Origin of the sequence: Paracoccus yeei ATCC BAA-599 (assembly GCF_000622145.1) — a bacterium.
Classification (GTDB): Bacteria; Pseudomonadota; Alphaproteobacteria; order Rhodobacterales; family Rhodobacteraceae; genus Paracoccus; species Paracoccus yeei.
Genome location: NZ_JHWH01000010.1, coordinates 38,220 through 58,383 on the forward strand (window position 1 = coordinate 38,220; position 20,164 = coordinate 58,383).

Consider the following 20,164-nt stretch of genomic DNA (forward strand, 5'->3'; position numbering starts at 1 on the left):
GGGGGAACCTAGCCCCAGCGCCAGTCGCCCGCGCCCAGGGCCGGGGCGGCGCGGGCCGTGTCCAGCGTGCTGCGCGAGAACAGGATCGGCGTGCGCAGGCCCGCGATGCCTTCGGGCGCGATGCGCAGGCCGCGGGCGGCGATCTGCGGATCGGCCAGTCCCTCGGCCACGTCGTTGACGGGTCCGACCGGCACCCCGGCCGCGTCCAGCGCGGCGATCAGCGCGGCTCGGGTCATCCGGCCCGTGGCCTGGGCCAGCAGCGGCACCAGCGCCGCGCGATTGGCGACGCGGGCGGGGTTCGTGGCGTAATCGGGGTCCTGCGCCAGCCCGTACAGCCCCAACACCCGGCAGAGCGCCGCGAATTGCCGGTCGTTGCCGCAGGCGATGATCGCGTGCCCGTCGGCGGTGGGAAACAGCTGATAGGGGACGATATTGGGATGCGCATTGCCCAGCCGGTGCGGCACCGTCCCGCCCAGCAGATAGTTCGTCGCCTGGTTCGCCAGCACCGCCGTGCCGCAATCCAGCAGCGACAGGTCCAGGTGCTGCCCCCGGCCCGAACGCGCGCGCTCGGCCAGCGCCGCCTGCACGGCGATGGTGCCGTAAAGCCCGGTGAAGATGTCGATCCAGGCCACGCCGACCTTCTGCGGTTCGCCGGACGGGTCGCCGGTCAGGTCCATGATGCCGCACATGCCCTGGATCAGGAAATCGTATCCGGGCTGGCTGGCGCGCGGCCCGTCCTGGCCGAAGCCCGTGATCGAGGCGTAGACCAGCCCCGGATTGTCCGCCGCCAGCGTCGGATAGTCCAGCCCGAAGCGGGCCAGCCCCCCGACCTTGAAATTCTCGATCACCACATCCGCGTCGCGGACCAACGCGCGCAGCCGTGCCAGATCCTCGGCATCGTTGAAATCGCAGGTGACCGAGGTCTTGCCCCGATTGGCCGCGTGGAAATAGGCGGCGACGCGCTCGGCCGTGCCGTCTGGCCGGGACCGGTCGATGAAGGGCGGGCCCCAGCGGCGGGTGTCGTCGCCCTCGGGCGCCTCGACCTTGATGACCTGGGCGCCAAGGTCGGCCAGGGTCTGCCCGATCCAGGGCCCGGCCAGGATGCGGGCCAGTTCGACCACCCGCAGCCCCTTCAGCGGCGGCTCAGCCAAAGGCCTGGTGCCCGGTCTGCGCGCGGCCCAGGATCAGGGCGTGCACGTCGTGGGTGCCTTCGTAGGTGTTCACCGTCTCCAAGTTCTGGGCGTGGCGCATGACGTGGTATTCGATGGAGATCCCGTTGCCGCCGTGCATGTCGCGGGCCATGCGGGCGATCTCCAGCGCCTTGCCGCAGTTGTTGCGCTTGACGATGGAAATCATCTCGGGCGCGAAGCGGCCTTCGTCCAGCAGCCGCCCGACGCGGAGGGAGGCTTGCAGGCCAAGCGCGATCTCGGTCTGCATGTCGGCCAGTTTCTTCTGGAAAAGCTGTGTCGCGGCCAGCGGGCGGCCAAACTGCTGGCGGTCCAGCCCGTATTGGCGGGCGCGGAACCAGCAATCCTCGGCCGCGCCCATCGCGCCCCAGCTGATGCCATAGCGCGCGCGGTTCAGGCAGCCAAAGGGACCGCCCATGCCCTCGACGCCGGGCAGGATCGCATCCTCGGGGAGTTCGACATCCTCCATCACGATCCCACCCGTGACCGAGGCGCGCAGGCTCAGCTTGCCCTCGATCCTGGGGGCGCTGAGGCCGGGCGTGCCCTTGTCCAGCACAAAGCCGCGCACCTTGCCGCCATGCGCGTCCGATTTCGCCCAGACCACGAAGACATCGGCGATGGGGGCGTTGGTGATCCAGGTCTTGGTGCCCGACAGCACATAGCCGCCATCGACCTTGCGGGCCCGCGTCCGCATCCCGGCCGGGTCGGAGCCGGCATCGGGCTCGGTCAGGCCAAAGCAGCCGATCCATTCGCCGCTGGCCAGCCGGGGCAGGTATGTGCGCTTCTGTTCCGCGCTGCCATAGGCCTCGATCGGGAACATCACCAGCGACGACTGGACCGAGGCCATGCTGCGATAGCCGCTGTCGATGCGTTCGATTTCGCGCGCGACCAGCCCGTAGGCCACATAGGACGCGCCCGCGCCGCCATGTTCGTCGGCCACGGTGACGCCCAGCAGCCCCGCCTGCCCCATTTCGGAAAAGATCGCGGGGTCGGTCGTTTCGTGCAGATAGGCGTCCTTGATGCGCGGGGCCAGCCGCTCGGCGGCAAAGGCGGCCGCGCTGTCGCGGATCATCCGCTCTTCCTCGGTCAGCTGATCCTCAAGCAGAAACGGGTCGGCCCATGAAAACGGCGCGCCCTTGTGTGATCCGGTCGCCATCGCGGCCCCCCTTCCTGTCCTGTGCTCGGGTCATGCAATACCAGCTTTCCCTTGCCCCGAAAAAGCGGATAATCCGCATGACTTGATGCATAGGATGCATGAACATGCGGCAACGGCGCTACCTGCCGGGCCTTGGCCTGCTGACGGCCTTCGACGCGGTGATGCGCACCGGATCGGTGACGCGGGCGGCCCAGGACCTCGCGCTGACGCAAAGCACGGTCAGCCGCCTGGTCCAGACGCTCGAGGCACAGTTGGGCCAGCCCCTGTTCCTTCGCCGCCGCAAGCGCCTGCACCCGACCGAGGCCGCGCTGCGCTATCATCGCGACATCGCGGCGGCGCTGGGCAGTATCCAGCGCGCAACCATGGCGCTGGTCGCCAATCCCGACGGCGGGACGCTGGACCTGGCCGTCCTGCCGACCTTCGGCACGCGCTGGCTGGCGCCGCGGCTGCCCGATTTCCTGTCGGCCAATCCGGGCGTCACGGTGAACCTGACGACCCGCTTCACCCGCTTCGACTTTGCCACGGAACGCTTTGACGCGATGATCTATTACGGCAGCGACGGCTGGCCGGGGGCGGCGCATCTGAAACTGTTCGACGAACGCCTGACGGCCTGCGCCAGCCCCGCGCTGCTGACGGCCCATCCGGTCGCGGGCCCCGCCGACCTGCACGGCATGGTGCTGCTGCAACTGGCGACCCGGTCCGATGCCTGGGCGGCCTGGTTCCGGGGACAAGGGGCGGCGCCCCCCGCCCGGATCGACGGGATGGTGATGGACCAGTTTTCCATGATGGTGCAGGCGGCGATCTCGGGGCTGGGGGTGGCGTTGCTGCCCGACTATCTGGCGCGCCCCGAGATCGCCGAGGGGCGGCTTCTGCCGATCCTGCGGCCCGGCGTCGCGGGACCCGGCGCCTATTGGCTGGCGTGGCCCGAAGACCGGGCCGAGGGAAAACCTCTGCAGGCCTTCCGCGACTGGCTGGGGCGCAGCATCGCTGCCGCGCCCTGAGCCGTCAGTTCAGCCCCACGCCCCCGGCCGAGGCCGCGCTGAGCGCGATGAAGTTCAGCGCCTGCTGGCGCACCGCGCCGGCCAGTTCCTGCCGCGCCGACAGCAGGGTGCGCTCGGCATCCAGCACCGGGAAGAAGCCGGCCTCGCCCAGTTCATAGGAGGTCTGGGTCAGGCTGACGGATTCGCTGGCATTGCTGACCAGCCGGCTTTGCGCATCGACGGCGCGGGCATCGCGGTTATAGCCGGCCAGGGCGTTCTCGACCTCTTCCACCGCCTTCAGCACCGATGCCTGCCAGGCCAGCCGCGCCTGTTCGGCCCGGGCCTGGGCCGCCGACAGCCGGGCCTGGTTGGCGCCGCCGGAAAACAGCGGCACCGAAAGCTGCGGGCCAAAGCCCCAGGTCTTGGCGCTGCCGCCGCCCGAGATGTTGATGGGCGTGACAGTCCCCGACAGCGTCAGCTTGGGATAGAAGGCGGCGCGCGCCTCGCCCACGGCGGCGACGGCGGCGGCCAGGTTCGCCTCGGCCACGCGGACGTCGGGGCGGGCGCGGACCACATCGGCCGGAACGCCGACGCTGGCGCGATAGCGGGCGCGGGGCTGACCCCCGCCGCGCCGCAGCTGGGCGGCGATGTCGGCGCTGCGCCCGGCGGTCAGCGTCGCCAGCCGGTTGATGGCCTGATCGCGCCCGACTTCCAGTGCAGGCAGCGCGGCCTCGGCCTGGGTGACGAGCTGTTCGGCCTGCAGCACCTCGATGCGCGACACGCTGCCCAGCACGTCCTGTTCGCGGGTCAGGGCCAGGGTGCGCTTGCGGCTTTCCAGGCTTTGCCGGGTCAGGGCCAGGGCCTCCTGGTAATAGCGCGCGTCGACATAGGCCGAGGCGATGGCGCTGGCGACCGTCAGCCGCGCCACTTCGGCCGAGGAATAGGCCGCGTCCAGCTGCGCCGCCGCGCCCTGCCGCGCCGCGCGGTTCTGGCCGAAGATGTCGATCAGCCAGGACACGCCCAGCGTGGCCGAGGTGGTGTCGGAAACGATGCCGGTGCCTTCGCTGTCGCCCCGGTTCGCGGCGCCCGAAACGGTCGCCTGCGGCAGGTCGTTCGCACCGACCAGCCGGGCATTGGCCTGCGCCTCGCGGATCACCGAGACGGCGGTCTGCACGTCCAGGTTCCGCTTCAGCCCGGCGGCGATCAGCCCGTCCAGCCGGCTGTCGCGGAAGGCCGCCCACCAGATGTTGCTGCCGGCGCGGCGGGCAGGGCTGTCGGCGGCGAAGCGTTCGGGCAGATCGGCCTTGGGCGCGGTCAGGCCGCCCCCGCCCGGCGCGCAGGCCGCCAGCGCAAGCGTCGAGGCCATGGCGCCCAGCATCATGCGGCGCGAAAGGGTATGTTGTCTCATGTCAGGTCTCGGATGGAGTGAGGGGGCGCGCAGGCCCGAAGGCCCGCGCGAAGGCCGGTCATTCGGCCGGCTGGGGACCCGCCGCGCGGCCGCGCGCCCGGCTGAACAGGCCCAGCACAAAGACGAAGAACACCGGCACGAAGAAGATCGCCAGAACGGTGGCCGCGATCATGCCGCCGATGACCCCGGTGCCGATGGCGTTCTGGCTGGCGGCCGAGGGACCGGTGGCAATGGCCAGCGGCACCACGCCCAGCGTGAAGGCCAGCGAAGTCATCAGGATCGGGCGGAAGCGCAGCTTCGCGGCCGTCACCGCCGCCTCGATCAGGCTTTGGCCCTGTTCGCGCAGGTCCTTGGCGAACTCGACGATCAGGATGGCGTTCTTGGCCGACAGCCCGATGATCGCGATCAGCCCCACCTTGAAGTAGATGTCGTTCGGCATGTCGCGCAGCAGGACGGCGACCACGCAGCCAAGGACGCCCAACGGCACCACCAGCATCACCGACAAGGGGATCGACCAGCTTTCGTAAAGCCCCGACAGCAGCAGGAAGACGAACAGGATGCTCATGGCATAAAGCAGCGTCGCCTGCGACCCGGCCTGGATCTCCTCGAGTGACTGGCCGGTCCATTCATAGCCGAAGCCCTGCGGCAGCTGCTCGGCCAGGCGCTCCATCTCGGCCATGGCGGCCCCGGAGCTGTAGCCCGGCGCGGCGTTGCCGGCGATGCGGATCGACGGATAGCCATTATAGCCCACCACCTGCGACGGCCCCTGTTCCCAGGTCACGCTGGCAAAGGACGAAAAGGGCACCATGCCGCCGTTCGTGTTGCGCACGGTCAGGGCCAGGATGTCCTCGGTGCTCATGCGGGCATTGTCGTCGGCCTGGACCATGACGCGCTGCATCTTGCCGGCGTTGGGGAAGTCGTTGACATAGGCCGAGCCCAGGTACTGCGAGATCGTGGCCGAGATGTCGGCGAAGGTCACGCCGAAGGCATTGGCCTTTTCCCGGTCGATGGTGACGAAGACCTGCGCGGCCGAAGGCAGTCCCTCGATCCGCAGGCCGGTGACGATGCCGCCCTTCTGGGCCTCGGCCATGATCTGCCCTGCGGCAGCCAGCAGCGCCTCTTGCCCCTGCCCGCCGCGGTCCTGCAGGCGGAAGCTGAAGCCCCCCGTGGTGCCGAAGCCGGGGATCGGCGGCGGGGACAGCGCGAAGGCCTGCGCGTCCTGATAGCCGAAAAGCTGCATGTTCGCCGCCATCGCGATGTCCTCGGCGCTGCGCTCGCGCTCGCCCCAGTCCTTGAAGGTGGTGAAGATCAGCCCCGCGTTCGGCCCCTGCCCCGAAAAGCTGAAGCCCCGGATCGAGACGGTGTTTTCCACCTCGGGCATGGCGGCATACATCTGGGTCGCGGCAGCCAGCACCTGGTCGGTGCGGTTCGAGCTGGCGGCAGGCGGCGTCTGCACGTCCGTGATGATGAAGCCCTGGTCCTCGTTCGGCAGGAAGCTGGTGGGCAGGCGCAGGAAGCCGAAGGCCGTGGCCCCGACCAGCACCAGATAGAACACCATCATCACCAGCCGCCGCCGCGTCACCAGCGACACGGACCGGCCATAACGCGCGGTCAGGCGGTCGAAGTTGCGGTTGAACCAGCCAAAGAAGCCGCGCCGTTCGTGATGGCCCTTGATCGGCTTGAGGAAGGTCGCGCAGAGCGCCGGGGTCAGCGTCAGCGCCAGGAAGGCCGAGAACAGGATCGCCGTGACCATGGTCAGCGCGAACTGGCGATAGATGATCCCGGACGAGCCCGGGAAGAACGCCATCGGCACGAACACCGCCGCCAGCACCAGCGTGATGCCGACGATGGCGCCGGAAATCTGGCCCATGGCCTTTTGCGTGGCTTCCTTGGGCGGCAGCCCTTCGGTCGCCATGATGCGCTCGACGTTCTCGATCACCACGATGGCGTCATCGACCAGGATGCCGATGGCCAGCACCATGGCGAACATGGTCAGCACGTTGATCGAGAACCCCGCCACCAGCATGACGGCGACGGTGCCGGCCAGCGCGATGGGCACCACGATGGTCGGGATGATCGTATAGCGGAAGTTCTGCAGGAACAGGAACATCACCGCAAAGACCAGCACCATCGCCTCGACCAGGGTGTGCAGCACCTTTTCGATCGAGGCCTCGACGAAGGGCGTGGTGTCGTAGGGAATCTGGTAGCTCACGCCCTGCGGAAAGAACTGGGACAGCTCCTCCATCTTGGCATGCACCGCCTCGGAGGTGTTCAGCGCGTTGCCGGTGGTCGACAGCTGGATGCCCATCGCCGCCGCCGGCTTGCCGTTGATGCGCGAGCCGAAGCTGTAGGTTTCGGCCCCGATCTCGATGCGGGCCACGTCGCGTAGCAGGACGGCCGATCCGTCCGGGTTAGCGCGCAGCACGATCTTGCCGAACTCCTCGGGGTCGGAAAGCTGTCCCTTGATCAGCACGTTCGCGGTCAGTTGCTGGCCCACGGGGTTCGGGTCCGCGCCGACCTTGCCGGCGGACACCTGGGCGTTCTGCGCCCGCACCGCCGCCACCACATCGGCGCTGGACAGGTTCAGGCCGGTCATCTTGGCCGGGTCGATCCAGATGCGCAACGCCCGTTCGGGGGCAAAGACCTGCGCCCGGCCCACGCCCTCGATCCGGCGGATTTCGCCCGCGACGTTGCGGTTGATGTAGTCCCCCAGCGCGATGTCGTTCAGCGATCCGTCGTCCGAGGTCAGCGCGACCATCATCAGAAAGCCCGAACCGGCCTCCTCGACCAGCACGCCCTGGTCCACCACGCTTTGCGGCAGCAGCGGTTCGACCCGCGCGACGGCGTTCTGCACATCGACCTGGGCGCGCGCGACGTCGGTTCCGGGCTCGAAGGTTGCGGTGATCGACATGGCGCCGGAACTGTCCGAGACGGATTCGTAATAGGCGAGCCCCTCGACACCGTTCAGCTCATCCTCGATGGGTTGGGCGACGGACTGGTTGATCTCGCCCGGTGCGGCGCCGGTGTAGCTGGTCGAGATGGTGATCTGCGGCCAGGCGACCTGCGGATATTGCGCCACCGGAATGCTGGGCAGCGAGATCAGCCCCGCAATGACGATGAAGATCGAGATCACCCAGGCCAGGACCGGGCGGGTGATGAAGAATTGTGCCATGGTTTAGCCCCGCGCTTCCTGCACCGCCGGAGCGGTCTCGGCCTCGGCCTTCTCGTCGGCCGCCTCGACGGGCTGGGGCACGACCTTGGCGTCGGGGTAAAGCTTCTGCGCGCCGGCGACGACGACCTTGTCGCCCGGCTCGAGGCCGCTTTCGACCAGCCAGCGGTTGCCGGTGGTCTGGCCCAGGGTCACGTCGCGGCGCTCGACCGTGTCGGCATCCTTCAGCGCATAGACATAGGCCCGGCCCGACTGGTCGCGCTGCACCGCCATCTGCGGGATGGTCAGGGCGTTTTCGCGCACCGCCTGTTCGACGCGGGCGCGAACGTAAAGCCCGGGCAGCAACACGCCGTCGGGGTTCGGGAATTCCGCCCGCAGCGTGATCTGCCCGGTCGTGCTGTCGACGCTGGCTTCCGAGAACAGCAGCCGGCCCGGATGGGGATATTCGCTGCCGTCGTCGAAGATCAGCTGGACCCGCGCCTCGTTCTCGCTGGCCATCACCAGCCGGCCGGCGTCGCGCGCCCGGCGCAGCGCGAACAGTTCCGACGCCGATTGCGTCACGTCCACATAGACCGGATCCAGTTGCTGGATCGTCGCCATCACGTCGGACTGGGCATTGACCAGCGCCCCCTCGGTCACCAGGGCGCGGCCGACCACGCCCGAGATCGGCGCGGTGACGTCGGTATAGCCCAGGTTCAACTCGGCCTCTTGCAGGGCGGCGCGGGCGATGGCCACGTCCGCCTCGGCCTGGGCCAGGGTGGTGGCGGCGTTTTCCAGATCGACGCCCGCGGTCACGCGGCGTTCGCGCAGCGCCTCGGCCCGGGCCATCTGGTCCCTGGCGTTGTCGCGCGTGGCCTCGGCCCGGGCGAGCGTCGCCTGGGCGCTGGCGACGCGGACCGCGAAGGGCGCCGGGTCGATCTTGTAAAGAACCGCGCCTTCCTCGATGCGGCTGCCCTGTTCAAAGACACGGCTGACCACGATGCCGCCCACGCGCGGACGCACCTCGGCGGTGCGGGTGGCGGCGACCCGGCCCGGCAGCTCGTTCACGATGGGCAGCGCCTCGGGGGTCATGGTCTGGACGCTGACCACGGGCGGGGGAAGCTCTTGCGCCAGGGCCGGGGGCGCCAGCAGGAAAAGGGCGGCCAGCCAGGCGATGCGGCCTGGAAATCTGTCGGAATGCATGGTCTGTCTTTCAGTCTGAGGAGGGCTTTTCGGTCAGGTCGGCGCCGGGATCGCGTTCCGCGAGCGCCATCAGGTCATCCAGGATTTCGTTGCGGGTCACGTCGTCGAAGCGGTGAAAACCGAAACGTTCGACGAACATCATGCCGTGCAGCGTCAACAGGACGCGCAGCATCTGGCGCGGCTCAGCCGCTTCGGCGGCGATGCGCCTGGCGTCGGTGGACAGGGCCTGCTGCATGATCTCGCGGCATTCGGCATTCTCGCCCATGCAGGCGCTGATCAGCATCGTGATGGCGATGTCGTCGTCGGTGGGCGCGGTGCGGAATTCGTCGATCAGGGCCCGCAGGAAGGCGTTGGACTGGCCCTGGCGGCGGTTCAGCGCATCCTCGACCCGGTCGTGGAACTGCGCGATCTGCGAGCGCGTGAATTCGGCCAGCAGGCCGGCCTTGCCCTGGCAGTCATAGACCACGCTGGACTTGCTGACGCCCGCCTCCTTGGCGACGGCGTCGATGGACAGGCCGCTGACGCCGGCGCGGCGGGCGACCGCGTCGACGGCCCGCATCAGTTCGTCGCGGTCGATGCTGCGCTTGCGTCCCACGGTCTGCCTCGATTATTTCCGTACGACCGTTCGTAAATAAATCGCTGCGGCGCGTCAACCCGCCCCGGCAACTTGCCCAGGCCCCCGCGATGCGTCACAGTTCCCTCGCAAGGGGTCAGGGGGAAGGCGTGCAGGACTGGCTGGACGAAAAGCTGCCGATCAGCCGCAAGAATGCGGCCGAGGTCGTGTTCGAGGACCTGCGCCGTGCCATCCTGTCGGGCCGCATTCCCGTGGGCAGCCGCCTGCCGTCCGAGGAAAAGCTGGGCCGCAGCTACGGCGTCAGCCGCCCCATCATCCGCGAGGCGATGCGGTCGCTGCAGACGCTGGGCCTGACCCGCGCGCGGTCGGGCAGCGGCAGCTTTGTCATCTCGGACCGGCAGCAGGCGGACCTGGCCTTCGGCGACGTGACCGCGCGCGACCTGATCGAGGCACGCCCCCATATCGAGATCCCCGCCGCCGGCCTTGCCGCGCTGCGCCGCACCCCGGAACAGCTTTCCCGCCTGCTTGCGCTGTGCGACCAGATGGAGCGGCAGGTCGCCAGCCTGACCTGGGTCGGGCTCGATTCCGAGTTCCACGGGCTGATCGCCCAGGCGGGGCAGAACGCCCTGTTCGCCCGGATCGTCGCGGAATCGCGCGATGCGCTGCAAAAGCAGTCCGAATTGGTGAACATGATGGCCGACCGCCGCATGGCCTCGAACGCCGAGCATCGCCTGATCGCCGCCGCCATCGCCGACGGGGACGAGGCCGCGGCCCAGGACGCGATGCAGCGCCACCTGGACCGCGTGGCCCGGGCGGTCGCGGGCATCACCGGCGGGGCCTGAGCCCTGGGACCCCGGCCCGACCTCTCGGGCATGTGAAACGCGCCGGACTTTCAACTTCCGCCCATTCCCCGCATTCTGACAGGCGCTTAACCGATTATCCCCCGGGCGTTGGACGTCGGGTGAACGAATTTGTTAACTTGCGGCGGCCCGCCGTCCCCGGACATTAGGGCCCCTCACCACCACGCCCGATTCGAAGGAAACCCATGCTAGAGCGCCTGAAGGCCATGTTCCGGTCGGACGATGTGATCTCGACCCTGTCGGTTTTCCCCGAGATCGACGAGGAAAAGATCCAGCGCGAGCTGGCGCTTGAATCCCAGGGCCGCGACCGGGGGGCCCGCAACCAGCCCGAGCCTTCCGCGCAGGAGCCCGATCATATCGAGACCGCGATCATCACCCGGATCGAGGCGCTGCGCCGCACCGGGCTGGAGAACTACGAACAGTATCGCCGCGTCTACAACGAACGCCTGGCCCGCGCGGGCGACGCCAAGAAAGAGGTCGAGATCGTCGCGGGCCGCGCGCGCAACGAATTCGGCGCCTCGGTCCAGGGATGGAAGACGACGATGACGCCGACCATCGAGCGGCTGAACGAAACCTATACCTATCGCCGCCATTTCCGCGACCGGCACCGGCTGATCCGCCCCGCCCGACAGTTCGAGGGCTGGGTCAAGTTCGCCGCGCTGGCGGTCATCTACATCGTCATCGAATCGGCGATGAACAGCTTCATGTTCTCGCGCGGGAACGAATCCGGGCTGCTGGGCGGGCTGCTGACCGCCTTCATCTTTTCGGCGCTGAACGTTCTGGTCAGCATCCTGATGGGCTATTTCGCGCGCTATGTGAACCACACCAACCTGCTGAAAAAGCTGTTCGGCCTGCTGGTGATCCTGGCCTGGATCGGGTTCGCGGTCGCGCTGAACCTGATGATCGCCCATTTTCGCGACCTGATCGACGCCGGCGCGACATGGGAGGCCGCGTTGCGCCAGGCGGTCCCGAACCTGACCGCCGGCCCCGTGGCGCTGACCGGCATGGACAGCTGGATCCTGGTGGGGATCGGCGGCTTCATCTCGACCCTCGCCTTTCTCAAGGGCTGGACTGCCGAGGACCCGTTCCCCGGCTATTCCCAGGTCGAAGGCGAATTGGCCCGCGCCCGCCGCCGGCACGAGATCGACATGACCCGTGCGCTGGACGAACTGACCGACCGCCGCGACGAAGCGATCGAGGAGCTGCGCGACGCCGACCGCCAGGTGCGCGACGGCATCACCGAGGCCATCGACGCGCTGTTCGGCCAAAGCGCGCTGAACGCGCATCTGGAAACCTTCCTGGAACAGTGCGATCTGAAGCTGGCGCATCTGCTGGCGGTCTATCGCGACGCGAACCGCAACGCCCGGACCGAACCCGCGCCGCCCAGCTTTGCCCGCGTCCACCGCTTTGCCGCCTTCACCCCCGCCCGGATCGAGGACGGGCGCAAGACCAATGCCGAGGCCGAGGCCGCCAAGGTCACCGAGACCGTCGATGCCGCCATCGCCGACATCTTTGCGCAGTTCGAAAACGCCCGCCGCGAGTTTCGCCTGCCCGAAGAAATCCAGCGCGGCGACCACCTGGCGGCGGGGCGGGCCTGATGGCGGCGCGGTCCAGACGCCGCCGCCACAGCCGCGGCCGGGGCCATGGCGGCGGCCTCAAGACCGCGGGCATCGTGATCCTGGCCGTGCTGCTGTCGGCCGGCATGGGCGCCGCCGCCTGGTGGCACAGCCGCCAGCAGCGCGCCGCGGCCATCGACCAGACCACGCTTTGCCCCACGGCCACCGGCCCCGTCGGCATGACGGCGATCCTGCTGGACCTGACCGACGCCCTGTCGCCCGCGCAGAAATCCCAGCTTCTGGGCTATCTGGAACAAGAGATCGACGATGCGCCGCAGGGAACCCAGTTTACCCTGGGGGTGGTCAGCGCCGACCCGGACCAATGGGGCGCGACGCCGCCGCTCTGCAAGCCGCAGGACGTCAGCACCGCCAGCGCCCTGACCCAGAACCCGGGCCTGATCGCCAAGCGCTATCGCGACCGCTTCCTGCAGCCCCTGCAGGACAACATCGCCCGGATGACGGCGGCCAGCGGCGCCAAGCAGTCCCCCATCATGGAATCCCTGCAGGCGCTGATCGCGGACACGCCGGGCTTTGTCACCTATGACGGGCCGCGCCGGGTCCTGCTGGTGTCGGACCTGCTGCAACACAGCGACGCGCTCAGCTTCTATCGCGGGAACGACTGGCAAAGCTTTGCGAAATCCCCGGCCTACCAGCGGCTGGGGGCGACGCTCGGCGATGCCGAGATCCGCATCTTCCAGGTGCCGCGCCCGCTGGAGGGCGTCGACGACCCCGCCGTGCTGGAGGATTTCTGGGCGCGCTATTTCGACGTCCAGGGGGCGCATCTGCCGGTCTTGAAACGCCTGGGGGACCTTTAGATGGCGCGCGGCGACCCCGACCGGCTGTATGGCCGGGGGCCCCGGCCGATGCTGGACAGCCTGCCGCTGGCGCTGGCCTTCCTGGCAGGCACCGTTGGCGGCATCGCGTTGAAGCTGGCCCAGGCGCCGGCGCTGCTGACCGCGGGCTTCGCCGCCGCCGTCCTGGTCGCCTATGCGCTGTTCAGCTATGCCGCGACCCGGCTGCGGCTGGATACGGAAACCATCGGCGACAACTGCTATTACCTCGGCTTCCTGTTCACGCTGACCAGCCTGGCCGTGACGCTGTATTTCGTGGTCGAGGCCGCGCCGGAGACGCGCGCCGACCTGATCCCGCAGGTGATCTCGGGCTTTGGGGTGGCACTGTCGTCCACCATCGTGGGGGTGTTCCTGCGGGTGCTGATGATGCAACTGCGCGTCGATCTGGACCTGCGCGAACGCCGCACGAGGATCGAGCTGGATGAGGCCGCCCGGCGCTTCCGGTCCGAACTGGGCGTCAGCCTGGGCCGGGTCAAGAACTTCTCGACCGAAAGCCTGCAACACGCCTCCGAGCGCGAGGACAGGATGCGCGAGGCGATGGATCGGCTGATGGCCCAGATGCAGGCCGAACTGCTGAAATCGGCCGCCGACTTCGGCCCGGCGCTGCGCGACACCATGCGCGCCCAGACCGATCAGGTCATGGCCGACGTGACCGAGGCGGTGCGCGAAAGCTCGACCGCCGCCTGCGAGGCGATCCGCCAGGCCATGACCGAACTGGCGCAGGTCGCGCAGACCTTCAGCCGCGACCAGGCCGGGGCGGCGCAGGCCGTGGCGCAAAGCGTGGACAGCCTGAAAGCCAGCGCCGAGGCCCTGGCCCTGGGCACGGAACAAAGCCTTGCCCGGCTGAACGCCGCCGCGACCGGCGGGGCGGACTGGGCCGAAAGCCTCGGCGCCCGGATCGAGGCCGAGACCGAGGCCCTGGGCGCCGCCCTGTCGAACGCCGCCCGCCGCCTGGACCAGGTCGCGCCCCAAGGCTCGGGCGATGCCTAGGATCGCGCCCCGCCCCGGCGGCAGCCGCGACTACAAGCGCGGCGCGATCATGGGCCTGACCGTGGCCGAGGCCTTCATCCTGCTGGCCTTCTGCCTGCTTCTGCTGTTCACCTGGTGGCAAGTGGACACCGAGAAACGCTCGATCACCGTGGCCGACCGCCTCGGCGAACTGACCGAGCAGCAAAAGCAGGATCTGGTCGCCGGCCTGTCCGACGGCACCTTCGACTTGGCCCGCACGCTGCGCGAGGCGGGCATCGTCGGCGGCGAACAGGCCTTGGCCGAAACCAGCCAATACAGCCGCTTCATGCGCGAGGAAGATCTGAAGCGCCTGATGCAGGCCACGGTGGAGCTGTCCCCCGACACCCGCCTGACCCTGGCCGACGCGGTCGAGGTCACGCCCGAAGCCGAGCTGCGCGATGCCTTGCGGAAACTGGCCGCGCGCGAGGACAGCGTCGAACAGGCCAGCCGCCGCCTGGCCGAGGCGACCGAGACCCAGGACCGCGCCGTCGCCATGCTGGACCGCGCCCTTGGCCAGGACATCCGCGCGGCCGGCGGGCAGATCGACGGGAACGGCACGATCACCCTGCCCCAGAACGTCCTGTTCGACCCCGGCAGCGACCGCATTCGCAACCTGCCCTTCCTGCGCGACTTCTGCACCGCCTGGATCGGCACGCTCCGCGATTCGGGACTGGACATCGCGAACCTCAAGATCGAGGGCCATGCCTCGAGCGAGGGGCGGCCGGGCGAGACGCCCGAGCAGGCCTATCTGTCGAACCTGGACCTGTCGCAGCGCCGTGCGCAGAACGCGCTGACGACCTGCCTGAACGGCATCCGCGACCCCCGGACGCTGGCCTGGGCGCGCGAACACCTGTCGGCGGCGGGCTATTCCTCGGCCCGGCCGGTGGTGCAGGCCGACGGCAGCGAAGACCGCGAAAAATCCCGCCGCGTGATGTTTGCCATGGACGTGGACCGCGAGGCGCTGATCGACGGCATCCGCGAGGACCTGACAAGCACCCCGCCCGCCTTGCCCTGACCCGTGCGGGTCATGCTGCACATGCAGAAACTTTTTCACCGCAAGATTACACTTGCTCATGCAGCAGTTGCGGGCTTACACTTTGTCTGTCCTGCAATGCCGATCTGTGCAGGATCCGCGCAACTCGGGGGGAGCGTTGAGCGATTTCGTGCGTCAGGACAGGATTGTCGCCCTGCTGGATGAGCGACCTTTCGCATCGGTGCGCGATCTTCAAAAGCTGATCGGCGTGTCGGGCGCCACCATCCGCCGCGACATCGAAAAACTGAACGACGCCGGACGGGCCCGCAAGGTCTATGGCGGGGTCGCGGCGATCGAACGCGGTACCCGCACGGCCGCGCTGCCCTTCGTGGAAAACCGCGACATCGCAGTCGCCGCCAAGCGGGCCATCGCGCGCGAGGCCGAGCGGCTGGTCCAGGACGGCACCGCCATCATGATCCACGGCGGATCGACCTGCTTTCACTTCGGCTGCCGCATCGCACATCGCAACCTGCGCGTCTTCACGAACTCGATGCCACTGGCCGCCTACCTGTCGGAATACGGCACCTGCCTTCTGACCGTGGGCGGGGGCGACCTGCATCGCGATCCGGGCATCCTTTACGATGTGTCGGACCACCTGTCGCGCTTCTATGCGGCGCAGTTCTTTGTCGGCGCGCTGGGGGTCAGCGACCAGGGCATCCTGGAACAGCACCCGCTGCTGGTGCGCCTGGCCGACGAGATGAGCCGGACCGCCTCCGAGGTGATCCTGCTGGCCGACAGCCGCAAGTTCAGCGTCCGCCCCCCGACCGTCGCCCTGCCCTTTTCCCGCATCAGCCGCGTCGTCACCGACGACGGCCTCAGCGACGCCCATGCCCGGATGCTGGAGCGGGCGGGCGTCGAGGTCATCGTCGCCCAGATCGAGAGGGAACCATGAGCCCGTCACCCATCCTTGAGATGCGCAACATCTCCAAGACCTTCGGGCCGGTGCGCGCGCTGCGCGACGTCAGCCTAACGGTCTATCGCGGCGAACTGCATGCCCTGATGGGCGAGAACGGCGCCGGCAAGTCGACGCTGATGAAGATCCTGTCGGGTGCCTATGTCGCCGATCCCGGCGGCAGCATCACCATCGAGGGAAAGCCCCAGGCCGAGGCGCGCGGCGCCGTCGCCGTGATCTATCAGGAACTGTCGCTGGCCCCGAACCTGACCGTGGCCGAGAACATGTTCCTGGGGCGCGAGATCGCGACGCGCGGCGTCGTGGACCGCGCCGGCACCCGCGAACGCGCCCAGCCGATCCTGGACCGGCTGGGGGTCAGCTTCGACGCGCGCACCCTGGTGGGCACCCTGTCGCTGGGCGAACGCCAGATGGTGGAAATCGCCCGCGCCCTGACCACCGACGCCCGGCTGATCGTGATGGACGAGCCCACGACATCGCTGTCGGCGCGCGAAACCGAGCGCCTGTTCGAGGTCATTGCCCGGCTGAAGTCCGAAGGCATCGCGATCATCTACATCAGCCACCGCATGGAGGAGGTCTATGCCCTGGCCGACCGCTGCTCGGTCCTGCGCGACGGGGTCTATATCGGCACGCTGGACCGAGACGAGCTTTCGGCGGCGCGGCTGGTGCAGATGATGGTCGGCCGCGACCTGGACAGTTTCTACAAAAAGGAACACATCGCCTCGCCCGACCATTCCGGCGCGCCGCTGATGCGGGTGCGCGACATGGCGGACGACGGGCTGGTCAAGCCCTGCTCGTTCGACCTGTACCGGGGCGAGGTGCTGGGCATCGCGGGGCTGGTCGGCTCGGGCCGGACAGAGCTGGCACGGCTGATCTATGGCGCCGATCCACGCGTCAGCGGCACGGTGGAACTGGACGGCAAGCCCGTCGCCACCACGGACCCGCGCACCAGCCTGGCAAGCGGCATCGCCTATCTGACCGAGGACCGCGCCAAGCTGGGCCTGTTCCTGGACATGTCCATATCCGACAACGTGAACGTGGGCGTGATCCAGCGCGACGCGGGCACCGGGGGACTGCTGAACTTCGCCGCCGCCGCACGGCGGGCGGGCGATGCGATCAAGGCGCTGGCGGTTAAGGCGCCCTCGGCCAAGATGCCGGTCGGCGGGCTGTCGGGCGGCAACCAGCAGAAGGTGCTGATCGCGCGGCTTCTGGAAACCGGCCCCCGCGTCGTCATCCTGGACGAACCCACGCGCGGCGTGGACGTGGGCGCGAAATCCGAAATCTACAAGCTGATCGACGGGCTGGCCCGGCGCGGCGTCGGCGTCATCGTCATATCCAGCGAACTGGCCGAGATCATCGGCACCTGCGACCGCGTCCTGGTCATGCGCGAGGGCCATATCGCGGGCGAGGTCGCATCATACCCCGGCCAGCCGATCAGCCAGGAAGCCATCATGGAACTGTCGACCGGCACCGCGGCCGGCGCGACGACTGGAACGGCGGCCGAACCCGCCACGGAAGGAGCGTGAAATGACCGACCAGACCAGCCCCGCCGCCCGCCAGCGCCTGCGCACCATGATGAGCGTGGTGGGCATGTTGCCCGTGCTGATCCTGCTTGCCGTGATTTTCGAGGTCATGAGCGGCCGGTTCATGTCGGTCAACAACCTGTCGAACGTCATGCAGCAGGCCTCGATCAACATCGTCCTGGCCTCGGGGATGACCTTCGTGATCCTGACCGGGGGGATCGACCTGTCGGTGGGCTCGATCCTGGCCACCTCGGCGATGGTCGCGGTCATCGTCTCGCTGATCCCCGAGGTCGGCTGGCTGGGCGTCCCGGCGGCGATGGGGGTGGGACTGGCCTGCGGGCTTGCGAACGGCATCCTGATATCGGCGTTGAAGCTGCCGCCCTTCATCGTGACGCTGGGATCGCTGACCGCCGTCCGGGGCATAGCCCGGCTTCTGGGCAACGACACCACCGTCTTCAACCCCGACCTGCCCTTCGACGTGATCGGCAACGGCAGCCTGTTCGGCATCCCCTGGCTTGCGATCATCGCCTTCGTGGTGGTGCTGGCCTCCTGGTTCGTCCTGAAACGCACCGTGCTTGGCACCTGGATCTATGCCACCGGCGGCAACCCCGAGGCGGCGCGCCTGACCGGCATCAAGGTGCCGCTGGTGCTGCTGTTCGTCTATGGCATCTCGGGCCTGTTCGCGGGCCTGGGCGGCGCGATGGCGGCGGCGCGGCTTTACGCGGCGAACGGGCTGCAACTGGGCCAGGCCTATGAACTGGACGCCATCGCCGCGGTGATCCTGGGCGGCACCAGTTTCGTCGGCGGCATCGGCTCGATCTGGGGAACGCTCGTGGGCGCGCTCATCATCGCGGTGCTGTCGAACGGGCTGATCCTGATCGGGGTCAGCGACATCTGGCAATATATCGTCAAGGGCCTCGTCATCATCGCGGCCGTGGCGCTGGACCGCTATCGCCAGAAGGGCGGCGCGCGGACCTGAACCCTTTCACAACGCATATAACGGGAGGAAAACCACATGCGTTTCACGAAAACCCTGGCCTCGGCGCTTGCCCTGGCGGCGGTCTCGGCGGTGCCGGTCGCGGCCAAGGACCTCAACAGCGTCGGCATCTCGGTCGGGCTTCTGGGCAACCCCTTCTTCGTCGCCACCATCAAGGGGATCGAGGATGCGGCCAAGAAGATCAACCCGAACGTCAAGGTCACCTCGGTTTCGGCCGACTACGACCTGAACAAGCAGGTCAGCCAGATCGACAGCTTCGTCGCGGCGGGCGTGGACATCATCATGCTGAACGCGGTCGACGCCCAGGCCATCGGCCCGGCCGTCAAGCGCGCGACCGACGCCGGCGTGATCGTCGCGGCCTTTGACGTGTCGGCCCCCGGCGCGACCGTCACCGTGATGACGAACAACGTCCAGGCCGGCGAAAAGGCCTGCGCCTATCTGGCCGAAAAGCTGGGCGGCAAGGGCGACATCGTCATCGTGAACGGCCCCTCGTCGTCCTCGATCCTGGACCGGGTCAAGGGCTGCAAGGACGAGCTGACCAAGCACCCCGACATGAAGATCCTGTCCGACGACCAGAACGCGCAGGGCTCGCGCGATGGCGGGCTGAACGTGGGCCAGACCCTGCTGACCCGCTTCGACAAGATCGACGGGGTGTTCGCGATCAACGACCCGACCGCCATCGGCTTTTCGCTGGCGGCCAAGCAGGCCAACCGCAACGAATTCATCATCACCGCGGTCGATGGCGCCCCCGACATCGAGAACGAGCTGAAATCCGGCGATGGGCTGATCAAGGCCTCGGCCTCGCAGGACCCCTACACCATGGCGGGCCAGGCGCTGGAAATGGGCTATCAGGCGCTGCAGGGCACCGTGCCCGACCCCGACACCGTCCTGCTGGAGCCCGAGTTGATCACCCATGACAACATCGGCGAATACAAGGGCTGGACCTCGCCCCGCTAAGGACCAACGGGCCGTGCGGCGCGCGCCGCGCGGCCCTTTCCCAGAGGAACCCGACCCATGACCGACGACGAGCTGCGCCGCGCCGTCCTTGACGCCAATCTGGACACCGTGCGCCACGGGCTGGTGATCTCGACCTTCGGCAACGCCAGCGGCATCGACCGCGATGCCGGCCGCATCCTGATCAAGCCCAGCGGCGTGGCCTATGACCGCCTGGCCCCTGCCGACATGGTGCCCTGCGACCTTGACGGGCGCAGCCTGGACAACCGGCTGCGCCCCTCCTCGGACCTGGCGACCCATGCGGTGCTGTATCGGGCGTTCGCGGACATCGGCGGCGTGGTCCATACCCATTCGACCTATGCGACCATCATGGCCCAGTCCCACCGGCCGATCCCCTGCCTGGGCACCACCCATGCCGATTACTTCCATGGCACGATCCCGGTGACGCGCGACCTGACGGCCGAGGAGATCGCACAGGATTACGTCGGCAACACCGGCACCGTCATCGTGGAAACCTTTGCCGACCTCGACCCGCTGGCGATGCCCGCCGTCCTGGTCGCGGGCCATGGCCCCTTCACCTGGGGCCGCACCCCGGCCGAGGCCGTCCACAACGCCCTGATCCTGGAGCAGGTCGCGAAAATGGCATGGCATGCCATGGTCTTGAACCCGGATCCTCAACCGATTTCGCAGGCGCTTCTGGACCGCCACTTCCTGCGCAAGCACGGTGCGCAGGCCACTTACGGACAGGATGGCTAG

Annotated in this window: 17 protein-coding genes; 11 read left to right on the forward strand and 6 right to left on the reverse strand. The window is 68.5% G+C overall.

Going from position 1 to position 20,164, the window contains the following annotated elements:
• Positions 1-8: 8 nt before the first annotated feature.
• Entirely contained in the window at positions 9-1,151 is a 1,143-nt protein-coding gene (locus BU28_RS0107240; protein ID WP_028718879.1) for a CaiB/BaiF CoA transferase family protein, read from the reverse strand.
• Complete coding sequence (locus BU28_RS0107245; RefSeq protein ID WP_028718880.1) at positions 1,144-2,343, reverse strand: acyl-CoA dehydrogenase; 1,200 nt, start codon at positions 2,341-2,343, stop codon at positions 1,144-1,146. The genes BU28_RS0107240 and BU28_RS0107245 overlap by 8 nt, the downstream gene beginning before the upstream one ends.
• Positions 2,344-2,447: 104 nt before the next feature.
• On the opposite strand from BU28_RS0107245, the gene BU28_RS0107250 reads away from it, so the two are divergent.
• On the forward strand, positions 2,448-3,344 hold the full coding sequence (locus BU28_RS0107250) for a LysR family transcriptional regulator (RefSeq protein WP_028718881.1): 897 nt from the start codon (positions 2,448-2,450) through the stop codon (positions 3,342-3,344).
• 4 nt (positions 3,345-3,348) lie between these two features.
• Here BU28_RS0107250 and BU28_RS0107255 read toward each other — a convergent pair whose 3' ends face one another.
• Genes BU28_RS0107255 through BU28_RS0107270 form a run of 4 tightly spaced genes read right to left on the reverse strand, consistent with a single transcriptional unit; the run spans position 3,349 to position 9,677 of the window.
• Entirely contained in the window at positions 3,349-4,731 is a 1,383-nt protein-coding gene (locus tag BU28_RS0107255) for an efflux transporter outer membrane subunit (RefSeq protein ID WP_028718882.1), read from the reverse strand.
• A 58-nt stretch (positions 4,732-4,789) separates the two neighbouring features.
• The gene (locus BU28_RS0107260; RefSeq protein ID WP_028718883.1) at positions 4,790-7,903 is read right to left on the reverse strand and encodes an efflux RND transporter permease subunit; all 3,114 of its coding nucleotides are present in this window, start codon (positions 7,901-7,903) and stop codon (positions 4,790-4,792) included.
• Positions 7,904-7,906: 3 nt separating this feature from the next.
• Positions 7,907-9,082: an efflux RND transporter periplasmic adaptor subunit gene (locus tag BU28_RS22320; protein WP_051577976.1), complete on the reverse strand. Its 1,176-nt coding sequence runs from the start codon at positions 9,080-9,082 to the stop codon at positions 7,907-7,909.
• A 10-nt stretch (positions 9,083-9,092) separates the two neighbouring features.
• A complete protein-coding gene (locus tag BU28_RS0107270) occupies positions 9,093-9,677 on the reverse strand; it encodes a TetR/AcrR family transcriptional regulator (RefSeq protein ID WP_028718884.1) in 585 nt (194 codons plus the stop codon).
• 128 nt (positions 9,678-9,805) lie between these two features.
• On the opposite strand from BU28_RS0107270, the gene BU28_RS0107275 reads away from it, so the two are divergent.
• The 10 genes from BU28_RS0107275 to araD all read left to right on the forward strand — a co-directional run bounded on the left by BU28_RS0107275 (position 9,806) and on the right by araD (position 20,164).
• Positions 9,806-10,498 carry a FadR/GntR family transcriptional regulator gene (locus BU28_RS0107275; protein WP_028718885.1) on the forward strand — a complete coding sequence of 231 codons (693 nt, stop codon included), beginning with the start codon at positions 9,806-9,808 and terminating at the stop codon, positions 10,496-10,498.
• Positions 10,499-10,701: 203 nt separating this feature from the next.
• Entirely contained in the window at positions 10,702-12,114 is a 1,413-nt protein-coding gene (locus BU28_RS0107280) for a hypothetical protein (RefSeq protein ID WP_028718886.1), read from the forward strand.
• The gene (locus BU28_RS0107285) at positions 12,114-12,947 is read left to right on the forward strand and encodes a hypothetical protein (RefSeq protein ID WP_028718887.1); all 834 of its coding nucleotides are present in this window, start codon (positions 12,114-12,116) and stop codon (positions 12,945-12,947) included. Before BU28_RS0107280 ends, BU28_RS0107285 begins: the two co-directional genes overlap by 1 nt.
• The gene (locus BU28_RS24130) at positions 12,948-13,973 is read left to right on the forward strand and encodes a hypothetical protein (protein ID WP_051577982.1); all 1,026 of its coding nucleotides are present in this window, start codon (positions 12,948-12,950) and stop codon (positions 13,971-13,973) included. It begins immediately after the preceding gene.
• Positions 13,966-15,006, forward strand: coding sequence for an OmpA family protein (locus tag BU28_RS24135; protein WP_051577986.1), 1,041 nt, complete (start codon positions 13,966-13,968; stop codon positions 15,004-15,006). The genes BU28_RS24130 and BU28_RS24135 overlap by 8 nt, the downstream gene beginning before the upstream one ends.
• Positions 15,007-15,142: 136 nt before the next feature.
• Complete coding sequence (locus BU28_RS0107300) at positions 15,143-15,916, forward strand: DeoR/GlpR family DNA-binding transcription regulator (protein ID WP_028718888.1); 774 nt, start codon at positions 15,143-15,145, stop codon at positions 15,914-15,916.
• A complete protein-coding gene (locus tag BU28_RS22335) occupies positions 15,913-17,460 on the forward strand; it encodes a sugar ABC transporter ATP-binding protein (protein WP_051577987.1) in 1,548 nt (515 codons plus the stop codon). Before BU28_RS0107300 ends, BU28_RS22335 begins: the two co-directional genes overlap by 4 nt.
• Position 17,461: 1 nt before the next feature.
• The gene (locus BU28_RS0107310) at positions 17,462-18,436 is read left to right on the forward strand and encodes an ABC transporter permease subunit (protein WP_028718889.1); all 975 of its coding nucleotides are present in this window, start codon (positions 17,462-17,464) and stop codon (positions 18,434-18,436) included.
• Positions 18,437-18,472: 36 nt separating this feature from the next.
• Entirely contained in the window at positions 18,473-19,411 is a 939-nt protein-coding gene (locus tag BU28_RS0107315; RefSeq protein ID WP_028718890.1) for an ABC transporter substrate-binding protein, read from the forward strand.
• Positions 19,412-19,468: 57 nt separating this feature from the next.
• Positions 19,469-20,164 carry an L-ribulose-5-phosphate 4-epimerase AraD gene (gene araD, locus BU28_RS0107320; protein WP_028718891.1) on the forward strand — a complete coding sequence of 232 codons (696 nt, stop codon included), beginning with the start codon at positions 19,469-19,471 and terminating at the stop codon, positions 20,162-20,164.